Below are 20,430 nucleotides of genomic sequence, written 5' to 3'. Positions count from 1 at the left end.
TTCATCCTGTCCATTAATGTATTTCAGGTGATGCACTTTTAGTTATAACTGTAAAAAAGCCTGTTTCTTTATTAAGAAACAGGCCCATTCTCTATTCGTTTCCAAATTCTTCTACAAGCTCTCTGAATTTCTGAAGTGAGTTTTCAATTGGATATGGGGAAGTCAGATCCACTCCAGTCTTCTTTAACAGCTCCAGCGGATAATCAGAGCTTCCGCTTTTTAAGAACTCCAGATAGCTCTGCAGTGTTTCTTTGTCCCCTTCAAGAATTTTCGCTGCTAAATGAATGGCAGACGCAAATCCGGTAGCATATTTATACACATAAAATGAACGGTAAAAATGAGGGATCCTGGACCAGCCGAATTTTACTTCTTCATCAAAAACAATTTCATCCCCATTATACTCGCGGAATAAACGTTCATAGATTCCGCTGAATACTTCGGCGTTAAGCGGTTCTCCCTTTTCCGCTAATTCATGGGTTTTCATCTCAAACTCAGCAAACATGACCTGGGTGAAGAAGGTTCCTTTAAACTGATCAATAAAATGATTAAGGAGATGCCTGCGGACACTTTTATCCTTTTCTGTGTCCAGCAAATAATGAATCAGGAGCACTTCGTTGACTGTTGAAGCCACTTCCGCCACAAAGATGCTATAACGGGCTGTAATCTGCGGCTGGTGCTGTGAGCTCAGCTTGCTGTGGACACCATGCCCGCATTCATGAGCAAGTGTAAAAAGGCTGTCCAGATCATCCCGGTGATTCAGAAGGATATAAGGATGAACTCCATAAATGCCAAGGTTATATGCCCCTGACCGCTTCCCTGGAGTTTCACGCACATCAATATAGCGGCCTGACTTAAACTCCTTCAGAATAGTAATATAATCTTTACCAAGAGGCTCGAGCGCATTACACATTGTGTCATAAGCTTCATCATAGGACATTTCAGGTTTAACTCCCTTTACTATAGGAACACTCAAATCGTATTGCCTCAGCTCGTCAAGTCCGAGCAGTTCCTTGCGGATTGCAGTATACCGATGCATCGCCCCAATATTCTCTTTAGTCGTCTCAATTAAATTTACATACACTTCCTTTGGCACTTTATCACCGAATAATCCCTTTTCAAGGGCTGAAGGATAATTCCGGATTCTGGCCGTGGTCACATTGTTTTTAATTGCGGCAGAAAGGGTGGATGCAATGGAATTCTTCAGCTGCACATAAGGCTTGTAATAGGACTTATATGCCTCTTTCCTCTTTTCCCGGTCATCCTCTTCCATAATTTTCGCATACATGCCGCGTGTCAGTTCCACTTTTTCGCCATCATCATTTGTGACATCGCCAAACTTTATGTCCGCATTATTCATCATTCCAAATGTATGACTGGGAACTGAAAGTGCCTCCCCAAGCTGAGAGAGGATTTCTTCTTGGTCTTTATTAAGGACGTGCGGCTTATAGCGGAAGGATTCAAGCAAATCCTCCTCAAAGTATTTCAAACCCTTTTCCTCAGCAATATAGCCCTTAAGAGTATCTTCATCCAGGCTTAAGAGAAAAGGCATAAAAAATGATGTGGATGAACTGACTTTAACGCTTAATTGCTTGGCCCTGTCTACATAGGCCTGCGATTCTGTCACCCGTGTGTCCTCATCGGTTTTCAGCATCGCATATGCATACAGCTTATTAAATATGTAAGAGAGTTTTTCTTTCTTTTCAAGGTATTGATAAAGGGAATGACCATCATGGATTTGCCCATCGAAGGTCTTCAGCTTATCGGCCAGTTGTCCAATCTGCCTGTAATCTTCTTCCCATTTTTCCATGCTTGGGTATATGTCTTCCAGATTCCATTTTTCATACAGCGGAATGTCATTTCTGTCTTTGTATGTCTTCATCTTATTACTCCTTTGCAGCATACTGTTGTTTTATTAGGCTTAGGCTGTACTCGTGAAGTGTTGCTTTTACATAACTGAGTATAAATTGCTGAGTAGATTTTCGCTGTGGGCACTTTACTCCTGCCTGCGGGAGGCTTGCATTCCTCCTCCCGGGTTCACTGCGTGCCTTTCGCTGCAATCAACGGGCAGAACTCAAAAACAAACAACTCTCTTAAAAAAACAGCCTTTTTTATTAACTATATTCAAAAGTTATCTCAAAAACCCTTCCACATTTTTGATTTTATCACTTATGGCCATTAAAATAATGATGAAAGGATGTGGACGGATTGGCCATTACTTTGCCTCATATAGAAGACTCAAACAATACTCCATATTTCCCTCCAGTGGGTCATTTTGAAACGTTTCAGGACGATGCCCATTATGAAGAAAAAGTTAGGGAATGGGGATTATCGACTACAAGGGAAGTAAAAAAGGAATTCTGGTATAAAGAAAAAACACAGCAGCGTCTAGTAACCGTTAAAGGTTATCAGACATACGGCGAAACGGGCGATTATTATACACTCATTATCGAGTTTCAGGATGGAAATCTGAGCTGTATCCACCCTGCTTACCTTAAAGAAATGCAGTCTCCAAGCTTTGGAAAAGCACTGGCTGCTGATTTTGGGGATATCTCCTCACTTGCTTCTGAAAAGGAAGATACAAAAGAAGAGAGTGTCAAAACTGAAAAAATAACAAAGAAATCTGCTGAAACCAGCAAAAGTGATAAACCGGCAGCCAAAAAAGCCAAAAAGGAAAAACAGCCTGCATTGGAATTGCCGGCAGATAAGGTTCATTTTACTGCTAAAGTTAAGCAGCTTGCCCTGAGCTGGAATCACTTCAATGAAGCCAATGATGAAGTTATCATACTTGAAGATCTTGTCATTCAGGAGGATGAATCAATAGAGGTAGGGCTAGGCTGGTGCTCTCATTCAAAAACATTAAAGAAATTTGAACTTCAGCCAGGTGATGAACTCGAATTTGATGGGAAAATCGTTAAAAAGAAATTACCTAAAGGAAAAGACTGTGACGAGGAATTCATTATCGAAGAACCTGTTCAATATAAGGTAAATAATCCATCTAAAATCCAAAAAAGCTAAAGAGCGCAGGGCTCTTAGCTTTTTTGGATTACGAAAGAATCCTTTTCTCTCCCTCGATTTTCTGGATTGGGCTGATGTTTTGTGTGAATTCAAGGGTTCCTGCATAGCGCCCGTTTTCATCCCGTACGGCAAAATAACGGATATAAACATATTTATCTTTGAACTTGATCCAGAAGTCCTCAGAGTTTTTCCGGCCTTCCCTGAAATCCTTCAGCAACTCCTCCACAACATGGACACTGCGGGGCGGATGGCAATTCTGTACGGTTCGCCCTATCACGGCTTTGGTCCTGGCAAAGATTCTTTCCTTACCATGGGAGAAGTAGCGGACAACGTCATCATGATCAATAAAGGTGATATCGACAGGCAAGTGATTGAATAAGAGCTCCAGCTGCTTTAAGGACAAGACGCCAGTTTCCATTTTGATATAGCCTTTTGATAGTGCATTTCCCTTAATCTCTTTCCGTTCAGGCTTCCATTCCATTTCAGGGCCGTCCAGACAGAAGCCAATTTCGCCGCTTTCATGGGCAATCTTTACCCATTCATCTTCTGTAAGGTTTTTTAAAGCCATAGGGAAAAGAATATTTTCCTCTCTGTAAATCATGGCACTAATTTCATTGAAAACGAAACGGACTGCATGGATGACCCTTTGCTTCTCCTCCCCCTTGTAATGGGTGAGAAGATTCTTGGCTTCCTTGATGCCGTCCCTGATAAAGTCATCGATGCTCCACATATTATTTGTTGGACCATATATTCCGTACTTCTCCAGATAAGGAAAAAGCAGATTTTCCTTCCGGCTATAGTGCTCATCAAGGTCAAGAAGCAGGATGCAGTCTTCTAATAATGCATATACATTTTCTTCATCATCGTTCTGGATGAATGCCACGAGATGAACCTTAACATTTTCTTTCAGGTGCTTATCAATTGCTTTATTTTCACGTTTGAACGTATGAATGGGATGTCCCGGCTGTTCTTCCGGTTTAGTACGGGGATCAGCTTCATCATAAGCATGATTAGAATGGCTGTGCTGATCCGGAATCTCACGGTTATTAATTAATTCGCTCACTGTAGAATTCCTCCTCCTTCATTCCTTATTCAAGGCTTTTACTAGTGCTTATAAGGAATGTATCATGCTGGAAAAGTTCGTAATGTGATGGGAATCATATGCTGATAAAAAGTTATTTGATTTTTGCCGGAATGAAATGTGAGCAATAAATTACCACCCCCTCCATGTTCCCTTTTTTGTTACACTTTTAAGGGATCGAAAGATGGAGGTTTACTGGCAGTGAAGAGAAAATATCAAGTTTTGATTATGATTGCTATTATTTTTTGCGGCGGGTTTGTAGCCGGCATTTTTTATACTAAAAGTACAAACGGGACACAGACTCTTAACCAGCCTTTACTGGTTTCAAACTCGCATAAACTTCCAGCCAAAAAAGAAATTCCGGAAGTTTCAGAGAATCCCGAAAGAGTACTGATGGGTTACGTCCAGGATTATCGCGATCCTGCTTCGATCGATTATTCAAATTTGTCACATGTCCTATTTTCTTTTATTCATCCAGAGAAGGACGGAAGCATTTCTTATAATGGTGAGACGGCAAGGAACAATCTGGAGAGAATGGTGTCGATTGCTCATAAGCATAATGTAAAGGCATTCCTTGCTGTAGGCGGCTGGTTTCATGTCAATGGCGGAGAATCCTATGATTATTTTAAACAGGCAATAACGGATGAATCCTCAAGAAACAGGCTGATAACAGAACTCTCAGGACTGGTTCAAAAGGAAAACCTTGACGGGATTGATATTGATTTTGAGCATCCGCGTTCAACAGATGATGCAAGATTCCTGGCTGTTTTTATCAATCAGCTGAGTGAAGTGCTCCATGCAAACGGCAAGCAGCTGTCGGTTGCGGTTCATGCCAAGGTTCATAGTATAACAGGTACAGAGAGCGGTTATGTTGTGTATGAGCCAGATATGTTTAGAAAGGCAGATTATGTGAACATCATGGCATATGACGGCCAATGGGATGGCGGATACAATGCTGCAAATCTTTCTCCCTATTCCTTTACGGAGAATATCGTAAATTATTGGGGCCGCCTCTTTGATTCACAAGGAATCCCCAAGGATAAACTTGTTCTGGGTGTTCCACTTTATGCTCAGCCGGAGGATCCTGCCGTTAAGCCGGTATCTTATCAGGCTGTTATAAACAATAATCCTGAAAATGCAGCAAAAGATATGATCAGCATGAATGGTGTCAGCTATTACTATAATGGATCCGCAACAATGAAAAAGAAAACTGCCCTGGCTTTAAAGCACGGTTTCGGCGGAATGATGCTCTGGGAGGCTGGCCTGGATGCAAAGGGGAAATACAGCCTTACTGGAACGATTGCTGAGGTTCTTCAAAACACAGAAGAACCTGTAAGGTATTATTCTGTGATTCATACAAAATGAGAAAGGAGCAGGGATTATCCCCTGCTCCTTTTCATGAAAGCAGAAACTCTCTAATCTCTTCACGTCTATCCTGGTAGACCTTCTCCCCAAGCATTTTCAATTCTTCTACAAACTTTATTTCATCAAATGGCATTTCTTCACCAAGCTCTTCATTAATGCGCAGATAATTCTCTCCAAGGAGATGCCTGCAATGATAGGTCACAGATTCGGAGGATAAATGAAGAGCGAGGTCCAATAGCTTTGGCGTCACCTTCATGGACGGAAGCTGAAAAGGAAGCCAATGCTTGACCCCCCAATATTTATTATCATCAATCGTAAAGTCAATTTTTTGGAGGCCGGTTCCAAGCGAAAGGATTTTTATCTTTCCAAATTCCACTTTAAAGTGGTGCATAGCTTCCGTAATGCAGACCAATGATGGATTATTTGCCCAAAGCCCTCCGTCTATGGATAAATAACTGTTGCTGATGTTGTTTGGCGGGAAATAGACAGGCGCCGAACAGGAGGAAAGAACGGCGTCCCAAAGCTTCATTGACAGGCTTTCATTGCCTGAGGCGCCGTAATTGGAACGGTGGACAAATGGCTTTCCATGTGTCACATCGACTGCTGGAATCAAAAGCGGTTTTTTTATATCGGATAGCTCGATTTCGCCAAAGGCTTTCCGGAAAAAACGCCGCAGATATTTATCACTATATACGCTTTTAAAAAGGCCAACCTTAGCCTGTTTGACAAAAACTTTTTTCCCGAATGTTTCGTAACCTTTCAGGACTTCCCTCATATCTTTTTTCAGAATCAGTGAAGAGGCTATGATCGATCCGGTGCTCGTGCCTGCAATTATATCAAAATAGTCGCCTGCAGGCTGTTTCAGTTCTTCTTCGAGAGCTTTCAAAATGCTTACGGCAAAAACACCCCGTATTCCGCCGCCATCAATGCATAATATTTTCATTGGATCACCTGCAGTTTCCCTAATCGTTCTCTAGAAGATTGGCGTATGTAAAAGAGAGAAGGATCTTTCCTTCTCTCTTATTCCTCTTGTATCATTTCATCGAAAACGGCAGATACTTTGTTAAATTCATCGTCGTTATCAATGGGTGTAAAGTCGCCTTCCTCATCCAGTTTTAAGAAGAACACGTCAATATCTTCTTCTGTGTCTTCCTCAAGGTCTTCTACAAAGCTGACAGCAGCATATTGATTGCCATCAACCTCTGCCGATGCGAGGACCTCCACTTCCATTTCCTGATCATTCTCATCACTGATTGTAAAAACTTCTCCGACTTCTATTTTGTCCATTTATTAATCTCCTCTCCATATTAGGTTCTTTCTATATTTTCCCGTTTTAGAGGAATTTCATGCCTAAAATAGAAAAAGGATCGGCTTTACGGTGCCGACCCTTACTTTGGAGATTATTTAATTCCTGCTGCCTCTTTTTTTTCCACTTTTACACTCCATCCAAATGGATCCGGTTCAGTTCCTTTTTGAATGCCTGTCAGTTTATCATATATTTTCTTGGACAATTCCCCGGTCTTCCCTTCATTGATTTCAATGATCTTGTTGTCCCAGAAAAATTCGCCAATTGGAGAAATTACAGCAGCCGTGCCTGTTCCAAATGCTTCTTCCAGCTGGCCATCCGCATGTGCCTGGTAGATCTCTTCTATGGAAATTCTTCTTTCCGACACCGGCACATTCCAGTATTTAAGTAACTCAAGTACAGAATTTCGCGTGATTCCTTCCAGGATACTTCCATTTAGCTCTGGGGTAACAACTTCTCCGTTAATTTTGAAGAAAATGTTCATGCTTCCCACTTCTTCAATATATTTATTTTCTTTGCCGTCCAGCCATAGAACCTGCGAATATCCCGTTAAGCCAGCAAGCTCCTGTGCTTTTAGACTCGCTGCATAGTTTCCTCCAGTTTTAGCTGTACCTGTTCCTCCTTTTACTGCACGGACATATTCGTTTTGGACAGCAATTTTAACAGGATTGATGCCTTCTTTATAATAAGCGCCGACAGGAGAAAGAATAATGATGAATTTGTATCTCTTTGATGGGGCCACTCCAAGATAAGGCTCTGTAGAAATGACAAATGGCCTGATATAAAGTGAAGTTCCTTCAACATTCGGAATCCAGTCACGGTCAACTGAAATTAATTCTTTTAAGGCATAAAGAGCAAGCTCTTCATCAATTTCCGGAATACATAACCTGGAGTTTGATTGATTCAGTCTTTCCATATTCTTTTCGGGACGGAAGAGCAGCACCTCATTATCAATGGTAAGATAGGCTTTTAACCCTTCGAAGACACTCTGCCCATAATGGAAAATCATTGCAGCTGGATCAAGAGAAAGCGGCTGGTAAGGAACAATTCTTGGGTCATGCCATCCCCGTCCGGCAGTATAATCCATTTCAAACATATGATCCGTAAAATTCTTGCCAAACACCAGGTTATCAAATGCAGGTTTTTGTTTTTTCTCAGGTGTGTGGTTGATTTCAATTTTAAATTCTGTCATTTTCAAAACTCCCTATCTGTAGATGATTTAAAAACCTTATTCCTGCTTTACGTGCTGCTCTTAAAAGAGGGTAAATAAAAACGCCCAGTCATCCTCCGAGCGTGGACGAAAGGGCTTGCTTCCCGGCAACAACCAATATGGATGTTAAACAGCTGAAGTTATTGATAAAGACTCCTATACTGTTTTTGTTCAGGTTGCCTTTCGCTCTTTTCTACTTCAAGGCAGTAGTGCAGTTCTTTGTTAAAGATTATATAAGTTTTTCTAATATTATGATATTCTCCTATTTAATTGTCAATACGAATTGACAATAAATTTAGAATTAATTCGGATTACTGAAAATTCTATGACACAATAAAAAAGAAAGAAAGATGAAAAAATGCAGGTTTATATTTATAATCAATATATAAATACATAAGGAGTTTTATAATCATGAACAGCAAAGAGCTTGAAGAAAAAATTATTCAAAACTATCAGGGCGAAGAAAAAATGATGATCTTGGTATTTGCCCAGTGGTGCATTAACCACGATTTAGATCCAGAGGAAATCTATTTAAAGGCCTATCCGGATCAAAGTAAAAATATCTCGCTTCAGGAAGCGCTGGAGCTGACTGTTCCAAAAGAAGAAGCGGGCGATGTGCCTGATGAGACACTGCTTGGTGTTCTATCCCTGTTCGGAAATGATGATCTTGCCTTCATAGTGATGGAAGAAATAAAGAAAATGAAAAAGGACAGCTAAAGCCTTAATAGGCTGCTGTCTTTTTTCATAAGGCAGATTTTACTTAAACCAGCCCTTCTCTTTCGACTGGGTTATGGCTTCTATCCTGTTCGTTACTTCGAGCTTATCAAGAATAGCAGAGATATAGTTACGGACAGTTCCTGTTTTAATGCTGAGCTGGGCGGCAATTTCTTTCGTGTTTTTGCCTACAGCAATCAGCTCCAGCACCTCTTTTTCACGATCTGTCAGAGGATTTTCTTCGCCATAGACATCATCCATTAATTCAGGGGCATAGATGCGCTTTCCTTTGAGAACGTTTCTGATAGAGCTGGCCAGCTCCTCACTTGGGCTGTCTTTTAATAGGTACCCTCTTACCCCAGCCTTTAGGGCCCGCTGGAAATAGCCTGACCTCGCGAAGGTTGTCAGAATAATAACTTTGCAGCCGGTGTCTCTTAATTCTTCAGCTGCTTCCAGGCCGCTTTTTTCCGGCATCTCAATATCCATGATGCATACATCCGGTTTAAGAGTTTTGACGAGGGATATGGCTTCTTTTCCATTCGAAGCTTTCCCAATGACCTCCATATCATCTTCGAGATTTAGCAGAGATCCTAAAGCACCCAGCACCATCCGCTGATCTTCAGCTATGACGATCTTTATCATGCCCTCTCCTCCTTGTTTGGTTCCTTCACGACTGTAGGTACTCTCATTATAATCGTTGTTCCATTCTCAGATACAATATCAAGGCTTCCATTGACAAAATCCAGCCGCTCCCCTAAGCCAAGAAGACCGGATCCCTTGCCTACATCTGTAGAGGGGTTCATGCCGACTCCGTTATCCTGGACAGTAATTCTGACTTCATTCCAGGTTTGTTCGATATTGATGCGGCATTCTGTCGCCTTGCTGTGTTTTACTACATTTGTTATAGCCTCTTTCATGCACATGCTTAAAATATTCTCAAGGAACAGGGATACATTCTTTAATTTGATATCTTCTTCCCCGATGAATTCGATAGAAGCAGCCTTTAAAATTTGCTTAACAAGGATAATTTCTTCCTTCAGCCTGATTCCCCTCATCTGGGAAACCATTTTTCTAACTTCATTTAATGCTGTTCTGGCTGTTTGCTGAACATCTACAAGCTCTTCTTTTGCCTGATCAGGATCTTTATTGATGAGCTTCCTGGCCAGATCGCTTTTTAACCCGATAAGAGACAATTTTTGTCCGAGTGTATCATGAAGATCCCGTGCAATCCGCTGCCTCTCCTCCTGCTTGACCAGGTCCGCAATCCTTTTGTTGGCATCCTCAAGCTGTTCCTCAAGCTTTTCCTGCTTTTTCTTATTGTAAATGTTAAAAGGAAGCAGGATCACACTGATCCAGATGATGATAATAAATGGGATCTGCTGAAGAAATAATGGCTTCTGGGTGACAAAATTAACATTTATGGATATGGTGGTTGCGACCAGGTGGATGACATAGAGCGTTAAAAAGGCAATTCTGTTTTTGATATGGCCATTGTAATAAGCAATATAAAATGCAAAGTAAATAAAAGAAAAAAGAATGGTCATTGTAATTGATATGCTGATTAAGATGCCAGTCCATAAATAGACAGGCCATTTCCGGGATATAAAAGCAAAACGCAGCGATATAAAGAAGAATATAGTCAGTATTATACCAACTGCAATTTCAATTTTGGATGTGGATCTGAAGATGAAATAAAACGGAAGAATGCTGAATACACTCCATATATATGGAGAAATGCCTGAACTTTTTAATGCAGTTATATATTTATTAAACATATGAGGTACCCTCTTTTTATTCTTGGAATAATAAACAGCTCCTTTGCAATCATACCACAAAGGAGCTGTTATTCAGCTTATACATTCAGTTTACGGCTTAACAGATGCCGTTTTAGCTCTGCTTTGTTTTTTGCTGATGGCAGGCTGCTTTGCTGCTCCATACCCTGTGAAGTCCTGGGCTTCTTCATCCCATAAGCGGAATCGAAGTGACTTCAGGCTGGTAGAAAGAGTAATCGTCGGTACATTCTTAAGTTCAGCTGTATTATAATGGGCGCTTTCAAGGTTATAGTTAGGAACGCGCGGGCTTAAGTGATGAATATGATGGAAGCCGATGTTCCCTGTAAGCCACTGAAGCACTTTTGGCAGCTTGTAGAAAGAGCTTCCTTCTACAGCAGCTTTGACATACTCCCACTTATCATCTTCTTCAAAATAGGAATCTTCAAATGTATGCTGTACATAGAAAAGCCAAATCCCTGCTGCTCCTGAAATCAGGAAGATCGGACCCTGTACCATCAGGAAAGCTTCCCAGCCGATTGCCAGGCACATGAACGCATACAAACCAGCGATGGCCGCATTTGTAAGGTGCGTATTAATGCGTTCATTCTTTCTAGCCCCTTTTCTGTTAAAACGGTTTTTTAACAGAAATACATAAATAGGGCCTAATCCCAGCATAACGAACGGATTACGATAGATGCGGTATGCTGCGCGAGTTGACCATGACGCATCCTGGTATTCTTTCACTGTTAAAGTCCAGATGTCACCTGTTCCGCGCTTGTCCAGATTCCCGCTGGTTGCATGGTGAACATTGTGGTCATGCTGCCACTGGTGATAAGGAAAAACGGTCAGTATTCCTGTGATTGTGCCAATAATCTTGTTTGCTTGGCGATTTTTGAAAAAGGAATGGTGGCAGCAATCATGGAAAATAATGAAGATCCTGACCAGGAAACCTGCAGCAACGACAGATATGCCAAGTGTCAGCAAGTAAGAAATGCTCAAGCTCTTATAAGCAAGGAACCAGAGCAGGAAAAAAGGTCCCAGCGTATTGACCAGCTGCATAATGCTTTTTGATAAATCCGATTTTTCATAAGGTGCCATTTGTTTTTTTAAGTTGAGTTGTTTTTGTTTAGAAGTCATTTGTTAATTCCCTTCATCATGACGTTAATTTAATAATAAAGGGTTTGCAGATTAGTGTGTAGACATAGGTGTCATGGCCAAACCATGACATTTATCATGGTTTGGACAAAAAATTAAGAGCTCATCCTAATAACTGGCTACAAAAATTTATTTATTGCGGGTATCTTCCACTTCTGACACAAGGTTAAAAAGGAAGTTATAGACCAACAGATAGGCATCTTGTATAGTTAGTTCCTCTTTAAAGCCTTGAAGGTCATTCAATGAAAAATTAAAATCCCATAGCCCATCCTGAGGGCTGAACATCAGGCTGAATTTTGGTGTACTAGTAAGAGTATTTTCATTTATAAATGCTTTTATAGCTGATTCCGCTTTTTTTGGCAGCTTCAGTCCCAGCATTATTTCATAGTTGCCAAAAACATCATCTGTTTCAAAGGAAACAGCATCCGCTCCGATCAGGTCAAACCACTTCGACTCCAAGTACAAAAATTCATTTATATGATTTTTGAAGTAGCTTATTGGCTGATCCAAAAAGCTGGCCGGTTCCTGTCCGAGAACTTCCTCTGTTTCTTTATCTCCTCTTTCAATATAAGCATCCTTAAAACGATCTCCCGGATTTTTAATTTCTGATGCATCATTCTGCAGCAGACTAAGCTTTTGGGCATATTCCTTTTCTTCTTTATAAAGCTCGGCAGGCTGTTCTAGCAAGTGCTTTCTCATCCGTTCTTTTAACAAATTGCTCTCCTCCTATAGTATATTTACCTTCCCCGATTCTTTGATGAATTTCTTGAAGCATTGGGAGAGTGCTTCTTTTTCCCTTGGGTTTTTGTGCGGCCTGTTCGAGATGAACTGCTTTCCCCTCTTTTCCCCTTTTTAGGGGAAAACTTATCATCCCTTGATTGTGATTGTCTGCCTTTTCTTCTGTCATTTCTTTTGCCAGCGGAAGTTTGTCGTTTGGGATCATGCCTCTTATTTTTAGGTGCTGCGTCAGGTTGTTGATCGTCGTTGCTATTGCCAATGTTTTGCTTAGGGATTTTTATTTTCAGCCCATTTTCGATTTCTTCAAGGAGCGGCTTGTCTGCAGAAGAATAAAACGTGATGGCAAGCCCCTTCATGCCCGCCCGGCCGGTTCTCCCGATGCGGTGCACATAGCTTTCAGGATCGAGTGGAATATCATAATTAAACACATGTGTGACCCCTTCAACATCCAGCCCTCTAGCAGCTACATCCGTAGCAATCAGCAGCTGTATCTCCGCATCCCTGAATCGCTTCATTACTTGTTCGCGTTTTGATTGTGATATATCCCCATGAAGCTGATCGCAATCAAAACCATTCGCTTTCAGCACTTCATATAATTTAGTTACTCTTCGTTTTGTACGGCAGAAGATCACGGCTAAAAATGGTCTATGGGTTTGGATCAGCTGTATCAGCGTACCCTGTTTGGCGCGGTCGACAGTATGTATTGCTATTTGTTTAACTGAATGGGCTGGCCCCTGTGTTTTCTCAATTTGGATATACTGAGGCTCTTTCATATGTTTGTTTGCCAGTTTTCTTATTTCTGCCGGCATTGTTGCTGAAAAAAGCATTGTCTGCCTTTTGTCAGGCGTTTCTTTAATGATTCTCTCAACTTCATCTAGAAAGCCTATATGCAGCATTTGATCGGCTTCATCCAGAACTAAAAAATTCACTTCTGATAAATCAATCGTCTTTCGTTTAATATGGTCCAGCAGCCGGCCGGGTGTCCCCACCACAATCTGGATATTCTTTTTCAGCCTTTTCAGCTGTTTATCTACATCCTGTCCTCCATAGACAGCTAAGACTTCCAGATCACTGTCTTTCGTCAGCTTCAGTACCTCGTCCGTTATTTGTAATGCCAGTTCTCTTGTTGGTGTGACAATCAGAGCCTGAATATGGCCGGCATCCGATTCCGCTTTCTCGAGTATAGGCAGAATAAATGCCAATGTCTTGCCTGTTCCTGTCTGAGCCTGGGCGATTACATCCTTTCCTTCCATAACAGCTGGGATCGCCTGAGCCTGAATAGGTGTTGGCTTGGCTATTCCATTTTGCATGAGGACGCCGGTTAGCTCTTCTGAAATGCCAAGTTTTATAAATTCCTGCAAGTATAACCCTACTTTCTTTTCTAGTTCTGTATTAATTATGCCCTTACTTATATTGTGTGTTTAGCCGCAAAATAGCAAGCATTCTATAGGCGAAATTTTAAAAAAGGCTATTTCAAAATAAAAAGCCCATTTCAGGCCAAAAGGCCTTCAGCGGGCTTTCATAACATACAGAAAATTATTCCCAGTCCTTTGTAGGCTCTCTCTCTTCGGCCATTTCCATCCCGTATGCCAGGCGCGAATTGAGAGCAGATTGGCCGCCCCCTTGCTCTTCTCTAATTTCCATTTTGTTTACAAGGAATCTGTGTACAAAAACTTCGGAAAGGGTGATTATACCTGCTGAAATGATGCTCCCCCATGCGATTTGCAAGTAATTGTTAAGCAGCACACTCCCAAACACCCAAACGGATGCATAAACTAAGAAAAAGTCAGCAATAAGGGCATTCCGGTTTCCAACCCGCGGGAGGATAATGCGGTCTCCAAGCAAATACGACATAGCTGTTACCAGAATACTGAAAGAGAGAATTTCGGCGAATGTCGCATCGAAAAATAAATCAAGCGCAATGGCAAAGGCAATCAGGGCAGATGCCAGTTTAAGTATTAAAATAAGTGTATTGTTCATAGGAACACCTCCTCCTTTTCTTTAGCATTTATCAACATGGTGTTTCCCATTCATTTTCTGTTCACCGGGACTAATACAAAATTTTTCAAAAAAGTAAACAACTTGTTCAGTGTCCGGCAATATAATGGCAGTAACTAGGATTACATTATTGTTAAAGGTTGTGGAAGAGTGTTACTCCGAGACAAAATACTTAATGTGGTGATAATAGGTGAATGCTGAATATACATTTCAAAATCTTCAGGAGAGGAATATGACATTTGAGCAGGTATTCAACCGTATTTTACTCTTTATGAAGAGGAATCCTGATGGAAACTTCAGATTGATGATTGGAACAGATTCACAGGTGCATTACAATCGCACCGTTTTTATAACCGGTATTGTCATACAAAATCAGCGAAAAGGCGCCTGGGCATGTATTCGAAAAACGGTAATACCAAGGAAAATGCTGCATCTTCATGAGAGAATCTCCTATGAAACCTCCCTGACAGAAGAAGTGGTCTCGCTGTTTACAGATGATTGCAAAGACAAAATGATTGAAATAGTTCTGCCGTTCCTTTATAAAGGCGGATCATTTTCGATGGAAGGGCATATGGACATCGGCTCTGGAAAACGAAATAAAACAAGGGAATTTGTGAAAGAAATGGTGTCGAGGATCCAATCAATCGGTCTCGAGCCAAAAATAAAGCCGGAAGCATTCGTCGCCTCCAGCTACGCAAATCGATATACGAAATAAAAGAACTCAAGGCAAATGAGTTCTTTTTATTAGGCAAATTATACTCCAGCATGCTCCCTGTATTCCTGCTCGGCCTTTAATGCCACAGCCTCTGTCAGTTCCGCAGTAATTTCAGGAAGTGATGTATTAAGCAAAGAGTTAGCTACTTTAGCCATCATGCCCTCTGCTGATATCTCAAGTGATCCTGTTATAATATTCTTCTTATTCCCGCTCTTCTCTGCAAGAAAATAACCATGACCTGAAAACTTCTCATTCAGTCCCGTTAATTGAAAGGTAACCTTTGTTGGCTCCTGCCAGCTTGTTATATCTACCTTTAATTCAATTTTCTTCTTAATGATCCCCATATCGGTTTTAAAGCTCCACGTCGACTCTTTGTCATTCAGTACCTCATGAGCAATATATCCAGGCACTAATGGTGCCCAGTTTCCGATATTGCTGACAAAGTTCCATATTGCCGATATCGGAATGTTTACTTCTGCCTGATGTATGCAGCTTGCCATGTTACCGCCCCTTTTGTAAATTTCATAAGTTGGTTTCCATGAATATGTATTCAAACGAACCAGGGGAGATTCATTATTTTTTAGTTTATTTAATTAATTCTTTGGCGATAAGCTCATATGAACGCAAACGGTCCTCATATTGGTGAACAAGGGTTACAATCATGATTTCATCTGCTTGGTACCTGTGCTTCATATCCTTCAGCTGCTCGGTAACCTCTTTAGGACTACCAATGATATCGTGCTTTCTATTGATAATTGGCTCCATACCCAGCCTGCTAAAATGGTTCTTTGCTTCTTCAATCGAAGGAATCCCCTCAGTGCCTTCATTGTTTTCTGCTTTTATTTTCCAAAGTATACTGCTGAGTGCCAGCTCTTCAGCTTTCTGTGTTGTTTCAGCGCATATTGCCGAGACAGTCAATATAACTTTTGGTGTCTGTAAAGTTCCCCGAGCAATGAAATTCTTCCTATATTGCTTTATGATATCTTCTCCATCTTTTTCACTCATAAAATGGCCAAATACATAAGCAGTTCCACATTCTGCAGCCATTAAAGCACTTTTCAGGCTTGTTCCCAGTAACCAGGGTTCCGGGCGGATTTCCGGCAGAGGTGAAGCTGATATTTTTGCAAACATATGGTTATCAGGAAAGTCATTATTTAAAAATTGAAGAAGCTCCTTCACCTTTTCAGGCATTTGGCGTACACCTTCTAGGAAATTATCTGAGAGTGCCATGGACGCTTCTGCCGATCCTCCTGGTGCTCGTCCGATTCCCAGGTCCACTCTTCCGGGAAACAAGGCAGCAAGCATATTGAACAATTCCGCGATTTTGTATGGCTTATAATATGGCAGCAATATGGCACCTGAACCAATCCGTATTTTTTTGGTCTTTGCACCGATATAACTCAGCATGATTTCCGGAGCAGAACTGGCAAAGCCGGATAAATGATGATGTTCTGCAATCCAATATCTTGTGAAGCCCAGCTTCTCTGCTGTTTGTGCAAGCTCTGCTGAAGCTTCCAGTGCTTCTTTGGCTGAGTATCCCGAGGAAATGGGTGACTGGTCTAAAATGCTTAGTTTCACTGTTTATACCCTCTTTCGCCATTTTAATTCTCCGCCATTTAACAAGCATCGAATTTGATAAGTGAGTAGAATTTAATTCGAAAGATATTATTCTTCATAAGAAAAAGTTCAATGAACATGAAGACTGCTGTATGGCATTAATACCGGCATCATTAAAGCCTGCTGTTAAACAGCAGGCTCCTTCGTTTATTGCAGAATTCCCCATTTATGAATGAGAAGTTCTATTTCTTCATGATGTTCAAGTCCTTCGTCCGAAGGTGTTTCCAGGATGAAAGGCATTTTTCGAAAGGGATCAGCTTTGACAAACTGATCAAATTGTTTCTCTGTAATAAAGCCATTGTTCAAAATATTGGCGTGTCTATCCTTGCCGGAGCCTGCCGGAAATTTGGAATTATTAAAGTGAATGGCTTTAAGATGCTCGAAGTAGCCAAGCTCTTCCCCTTTTTTTAGAAATTCTTTAAGATTTTCTCCATTCCAGAGATTGCTTGAAAAGGCGTGGCAAGTATCCAGGCAAAAGCCAATCCGGTCAGGGTGTTCACACAGGTTCCGAACCTGTACAAGCTCCTCCATTGTGGTACCCATTGACCCAGGATAGCCAGCAGTGTTCTCAAGGAGGATTAGGCATTGTTCTTCACTGCGGGAAAGGATTTGATTAAGCATTTCGATCATTAATTGATAGCCTGCAAGCGGATCCTTGCTGCTGATTGGGTTTCCGAAATGGACAACCACTCCTGCCGAGCCGCATGCATTGGCAATTTCAAGGTCATTCAGCAGAGACTTTACCGTCAGTTCCTGCTTCTCCGGCTTGGGTGTCAGGCTGGTTGGGTATGGAGTATGTGCAATCGAAAAGATGTCATGCTCTTTGCAGTAAGCCTTGCAAAGAGCTGCATCCTCTTGATTAAAGTCCTTTACAATCAAGCTTCTTGGATTCTTTGGAAAGTACTGAAAGGCAGACGCATTCATGGCCTTTGCAGCCTTGCCCGCTCCTAAATAACCATTCCTTATGCTTACATGACAGCCAAATAACATCCATATCCCATCCGTTTTATTACCTTCTATAATAACTGTATCTTCTTCTGGAACGCGAAGAATGACATTCATCACAGATCTGGTATTCGTGTTCCCATGGCAGCTTCTTGCCGCACTTTCTGCATTTTCTTGAGAGCTCTTTAATATCGGTCTTTAATCTTTCGTGAACATGGTCGCTGATTTCTTCCCTTAATCGTTCCCAATATAATGCTTCGGTTCTCTGCTCTAGCCGATACAGGAACAGCAAATGTAGGCCTATCGCCTTGTAGGTCAATTCCAGCTCTTCGAGGTTCCGGTTCTTGATTCTAGGCTCTGGAAGCTCCTCCCCGTAAATAATGGCATACATCGATTCTTCCCATTGGCGGACAAGATCATTTTCTTTTTTAGAGAAAGGCAGGTGGAGAAAGCCATACAGATCCATTAAGCCAAGCTTGGCTTCAATTTCTGTGCCCCTTATCCTTTCATATAGTTCCCTCTCCTCTGTTAATGCCGCTTTTTTTGTTCCTCTTGGGCTCTCAAACTTATCCCAGAGCTCAAAGAATGTCCCAAGATCCCTGAAATACCTTTGAAACCTTTCAAATACGGTATTGGTTGGGGCTATGGCAAAGCTGTGTACTGGTGCATCTTCCATTTCAAGCAGGGCTTTCATTCTTTTGATATCTTTTGTAAAAGCAACCTTTCCAATATTGTAAAGACCCTTTCGTCCTGCTCTCCCGGCAATTTGCTTCACTTCCTGGGATGTAAGGGTCCTTCTTTTCGTTCCGTCAAATTTATCATTCTCCAGAAACACTATTCTCCGGATAGGCAGGTTAAGTCCCATACCAATGGCATCTGTAGAAACGATGACGGAAGTTTCCCCATTAATAAAACGCTGAACTTGTTTTTTTCTGGTTTCTGGAGGCATTGCTCCATATATCATGCTGACGGAATGCCCTTCCTGCTGAAGCCTTGAGGCGGTTTCAAGCACTCTTTTTCTTGAAAAACAGATAAGGGCATCTCCCTTTCGGACATGGTTAAATTTAAATTCCTTTGCTTCAACTTCAAGAGGAATATCCCGGCTGTATTCATTCAGTTCAATATCTGCGTCGCCAAGAAGCTGCAGCATCATGCTTTTGGCACTTCGGCTTCCAATAATATGGACCTCATTGGCATTTGCCTTAGTTATGGCTTTATACCAGGAATATCCTCTGTCTTTATCCGTAATCATCTGTGATTCATCGATAACAATGACGTCATAATGATCCTTTTCGTAGAACATCTCTACCGTGCTCGATAGATGATGTGAACCGGCAACTGTCTTCTCCTCTTCCCCGGTCTTTAAGGAACAGGGCACACCATCGCGGTTCAATTTATCATATACTTCGAGTGCCAAAAGCCTTAAAGGCGCCAGATACAGTCCGCTGCTGGCAGATTTCATGCCTTCAAGGGCGTGATGGGTTTTCCCGGTATTGGTTTCTCCAATATGAAGAACATATTTTGTGGCCCGTTCCACTGAAGGACTATATTCCTGCCTGAAAATATATTCGAGCATGCGTTCTTCTTCCTCTTTCTTCCGCTGCTGTTCAGCCAGTTCCTCTGCTCTTTTTCTTTCCCGGTCTGCAATATCCTTCTCTAGTTGTTCCTGATGCACTTCAGGATCAAATGGAATATCGGCAAGCTTAAATAAATCTTCAACATATTCCTCCTGAATGGTTTCAAAAAAGCTATCATTAAGATTCTGAAGAGTATGGGCAATCAGCTTTTTCACAGACTTCCCAGTCAGGGGTTTATTATATGCATCTTCATATTCTTCGAATAGATGCTGCGGAAGGTTCTGCAGGATGAGTGTCTGCAGAGAGTCAGAAATAAATCCTGATATATGGGTTTTATAAACATAGTAATATGTTTCATATTCAAAGTAGCCTTTTCCCCAATGCAAGGCTTTATGAATATTCCCTGTCAGCTCCTCGAAAAATTCTCCCAAAACAGTATAATCTTCAGCATTAAAACAGCCAGTTTCCTCAAGCTTTTCTTCAAGCGCGAAGGTATCCACCTTATGATACCTTATTTTATTTTTCATATCTGAGACCAGCTGCTTTGATGCCAAATATCTCACATGAAGATAAAGAAGGCTATAATCTTTTTCAATAATTGCATCTATGCTCTTTTCGATATTGTCACGAATTAAGTATTTTTTTCGCTGAAGAAGCTCTTCTTCTGCTTTCTGCAGATAATGAGCTCTTGCCTTTTCATAGCGCTCAGACCAAGCCTCATCATTACTTTCAAATAAGTCATTAAGCCATTCCAAGCTGTTAAAAGGCTGGTAGTCCCTCATTTCAGTCCGGAACAGGTGATTGATTATTTTCCTGTCAACATTTTCGGTGTCGTACCCTTTCTCATTTAAATATTTCTTTTTTTCCTGCTTGGATATTTTGGCGGTGATTTTATTCAGCCACACATTCACCCAGATTTGATCAATATAATGAAATCTTTCCGAAAGATATTCCTTATAAGAGGGCATCGATTCCTGACTGCCCAGATAACGGTCGACATCCTCGAGAATTTTTATTTTTGTATGCTCTTCAGCATTATTGTATATATGTTCAAGCTGATTCATGATCCGTTCCCCTTTAAACATCATTGATAAATGATGTAATCATTATGACTTAGGTTATGTATGATGTTGAAAATTTAAGTAGTCTTCATTTTACCATCTTTTCAAAAAATATCATTGACATAAAACTCGAAGCGGCATATAATTTGTTTAGAATTAAA

General features: G+C 41.1%; 19 protein-coding genes. 4 read left to right on the top strand and 15 right to left on the bottom strand.

Annotation, left to right across the window (positions count from 1 at the left end; translation table 11 throughout):
• Positions 1-91 precede the first annotated feature (91 nt).
• Positions 92-1,879: an oligoendopeptidase F gene (gene pepF / locus NSQ49_RS01415; protein WP_251283809.1), complete on the bottom strand. Its 1,788-nt coding sequence runs from the start codon at positions 1,877-1,879 to the stop codon at positions 92-94.
• Between the two features lie 326 nt (positions 1,880-2,205).
• Here pepF and NSQ49_RS01410 point away from each other — a divergent pair, with 326 nt between their 5' ends.
• The gene (locus NSQ49_RS01410; RefSeq protein WP_285869782.1) at positions 2,206-3,015 is read left to right on the top strand and encodes a hypothetical protein; all 810 of its coding nucleotides are present in this window, start codon (positions 2,206-2,208) and stop codon (positions 3,013-3,015) included.
• A gap of 28 nt (positions 3,016-3,043) precedes the next feature.
• On the opposite strand, the gene NSQ49_RS01405 is transcribed toward NSQ49_RS01410, so the two are convergent.
• On the bottom strand, positions 3,044-4,051 hold the full coding sequence (locus tag NSQ49_RS01405) for a DUF438 domain-containing protein (RefSeq protein WP_251283823.1): 1,008 nt from the start codon (positions 4,049-4,051) through the stop codon (positions 3,044-3,046).
• A 246-nt stretch (positions 4,052-4,297) separates the two neighbouring features.
• On the opposite strand from NSQ49_RS01405, the gene NSQ49_RS01400 reads away from it, so the two are divergent.
• Positions 4,298-5,461, top strand: coding sequence for a glycosyl hydrolase family 18 protein (locus NSQ49_RS01400; RefSeq protein WP_341070281.1), 1,164 nt, complete (start codon positions 4,298-4,300; stop codon positions 5,459-5,461).
• A gap of 31 nt (positions 5,462-5,492) precedes the next feature.
• Here NSQ49_RS01400 and NSQ49_RS01395 read toward each other — a convergent pair whose 3' ends face one another.
• The 3 genes from NSQ49_RS01395 to NSQ49_RS01385 form a co-directional block, all read right to left on the bottom strand.
• A complete protein-coding gene (locus tag NSQ49_RS01395; protein WP_159867448.1) occupies positions 5,493-6,404 on the bottom strand; it encodes a CBASS cGAMP-activated phospholipase in 912 nt (303 codons plus the stop codon).
• 77 nt (positions 6,405-6,481) lie between these two features.
• Complete coding sequence (locus NSQ49_RS01390; protein ID WP_159867451.1) at positions 6,482-6,748, bottom strand: DUF1292 domain-containing protein; 267 nt, start codon at positions 6,746-6,748, stop codon at positions 6,482-6,484.
• Between the two features lie 113 nt (positions 6,749-6,861).
• Positions 6,862-7,959 carry a branched-chain amino acid aminotransferase gene (locus NSQ49_RS01385; protein ID WP_251283812.1) on the bottom strand — a complete coding sequence of 366 codons (1,098 nt, stop codon included), beginning with the start codon at positions 7,957-7,959 and terminating at the stop codon, positions 6,862-6,864.
• Between the two features lie 429 nt (positions 7,960-8,388).
• Here NSQ49_RS01385 and NSQ49_RS01380 point away from each other — a divergent pair, with 429 nt between their 5' ends.
• Complete coding sequence (locus NSQ49_RS01380) at positions 8,389-8,694, top strand: hypothetical protein (RefSeq protein WP_251283813.1); 306 nt, start codon at positions 8,389-8,391, stop codon at positions 8,692-8,694.
• A 39-nt stretch (positions 8,695-8,733) separates the two neighbouring features.
• Here NSQ49_RS01380 and NSQ49_RS01375 read toward each other — a convergent pair whose 3' ends face one another.
• The 6 genes from NSQ49_RS01375 to NSQ49_RS01350 all read right to left on the bottom strand — a co-directional run bounded on the left by NSQ49_RS01375 (position 8,734) and on the right by NSQ49_RS01350 (position 14,336).
• On the bottom strand, positions 8,734-9,333 hold the full coding sequence (locus NSQ49_RS01375; protein WP_159867460.1) for a response regulator transcription factor: 600 nt from the start codon (positions 9,331-9,333) through the stop codon (positions 8,734-8,736).
• Positions 9,330-10,466: a sensor histidine kinase gene (locus NSQ49_RS01370; RefSeq protein WP_251283814.1), complete on the bottom strand. Its 1,137-nt coding sequence runs from the start codon at positions 10,464-10,466 to the stop codon at positions 9,330-9,332. Before NSQ49_RS01370 ends, NSQ49_RS01375 begins: the two co-directional genes overlap by 4 nt.
• A gap of 90 nt (positions 10,467-10,556) precedes the next feature.
• Positions 10,557-11,600 (bottom strand): fatty acid desaturase, encoded by a 1,044-nt coding sequence (locus NSQ49_RS01365; RefSeq protein WP_159867466.1) that lies wholly within the window; start codon positions 11,598-11,600, stop codon positions 10,557-10,559.
• A gap of 147 nt (positions 11,601-11,747) precedes the next feature.
• Complete coding sequence (locus NSQ49_RS01360) at positions 11,748-12,332, bottom strand: branched-chain amino acid aminotransferase (protein WP_251283815.1); 585 nt, start codon at positions 12,330-12,332, stop codon at positions 11,748-11,750.
• A 23-nt stretch (positions 12,333-12,355) separates the two neighbouring features.
• A complete protein-coding gene (locus NSQ49_RS01355) occupies positions 12,356-13,717 on the bottom strand; it encodes a DEAD/DEAH box helicase (protein WP_159867472.1) in 1,362 nt (453 codons plus the stop codon).
• Between the two features lie 175 nt (positions 13,718-13,892).
• Positions 13,893-14,336, bottom strand: a complete 444-nt coding sequence (locus NSQ49_RS01350) for a YndM family protein (RefSeq protein ID WP_159867492.1) — start codon at positions 14,334-14,336, stop codon at positions 13,893-13,895.
• 250 nt (positions 14,337-14,586) lie between these two features.
• Here NSQ49_RS01350 and NSQ49_RS01345 point away from each other — a divergent pair, with 250 nt between their 5' ends.
• Positions 14,587-15,069 carry a ribonuclease H-like YkuK family protein gene (locus tag NSQ49_RS01345; RefSeq protein WP_236566260.1) on the top strand — a complete coding sequence of 161 codons (483 nt, stop codon included), beginning with the start codon at positions 14,587-14,589 and terminating at the stop codon, positions 15,067-15,069.
• 38 nt (positions 15,070-15,107) lie between these two features.
• On the opposite strand, the gene NSQ49_RS01340 is transcribed toward NSQ49_RS01345, so the two are convergent.
• The 4 genes from NSQ49_RS01340 to NSQ49_RS01325 all read right to left on the bottom strand — a co-directional run bounded on the left by NSQ49_RS01340 (position 15,108) and on the right by NSQ49_RS01325 (position 20,272).
• The gene (locus tag NSQ49_RS01340; protein WP_159867497.1) at positions 15,108-15,569 is read right to left on the bottom strand and encodes a CoxG family protein; all 462 of its coding nucleotides are present in this window, start codon (positions 15,567-15,569) and stop codon (positions 15,108-15,110) included.
• A gap of 85 nt (positions 15,570-15,654) precedes the next feature.
• Entirely contained in the window at positions 15,655-16,647 is a 993-nt protein-coding gene (locus NSQ49_RS01335) for an LLM class flavin-dependent oxidoreductase (protein ID WP_251283816.1), read from the bottom strand.
• A 186-nt stretch (positions 16,648-16,833) separates the two neighbouring features.
• Entirely contained in the window at positions 16,834-17,676 is an 843-nt protein-coding gene (locus tag NSQ49_RS01330) for a deoxyribonuclease IV (RefSeq protein WP_396398731.1), read from the bottom strand.
• 19 nt (positions 17,677-17,695) lie between these two features.
• Positions 17,696-20,272, bottom strand: coding sequence for a DEAD/DEAH box helicase (locus tag NSQ49_RS01325; RefSeq protein WP_159867506.1), 2,577 nt, complete (start codon positions 20,270-20,272; stop codon positions 17,696-17,698).
• Positions 20,273-20,430: the final 158 nt, after the last annotated feature.

Source organism: Cytobacillus sp. FSL R5-0377 (assembly GCF_038004385.1).
Classification (GTDB): Bacteria; Bacillota; Bacilli; order Bacillales; family Cytobacillaceae; genus Cytobacillus.
The sequence above is the reverse complement of the archived record's forward strand: the minus strand, read 5'-3'. Positions and strand labels throughout refer to the sequence as shown.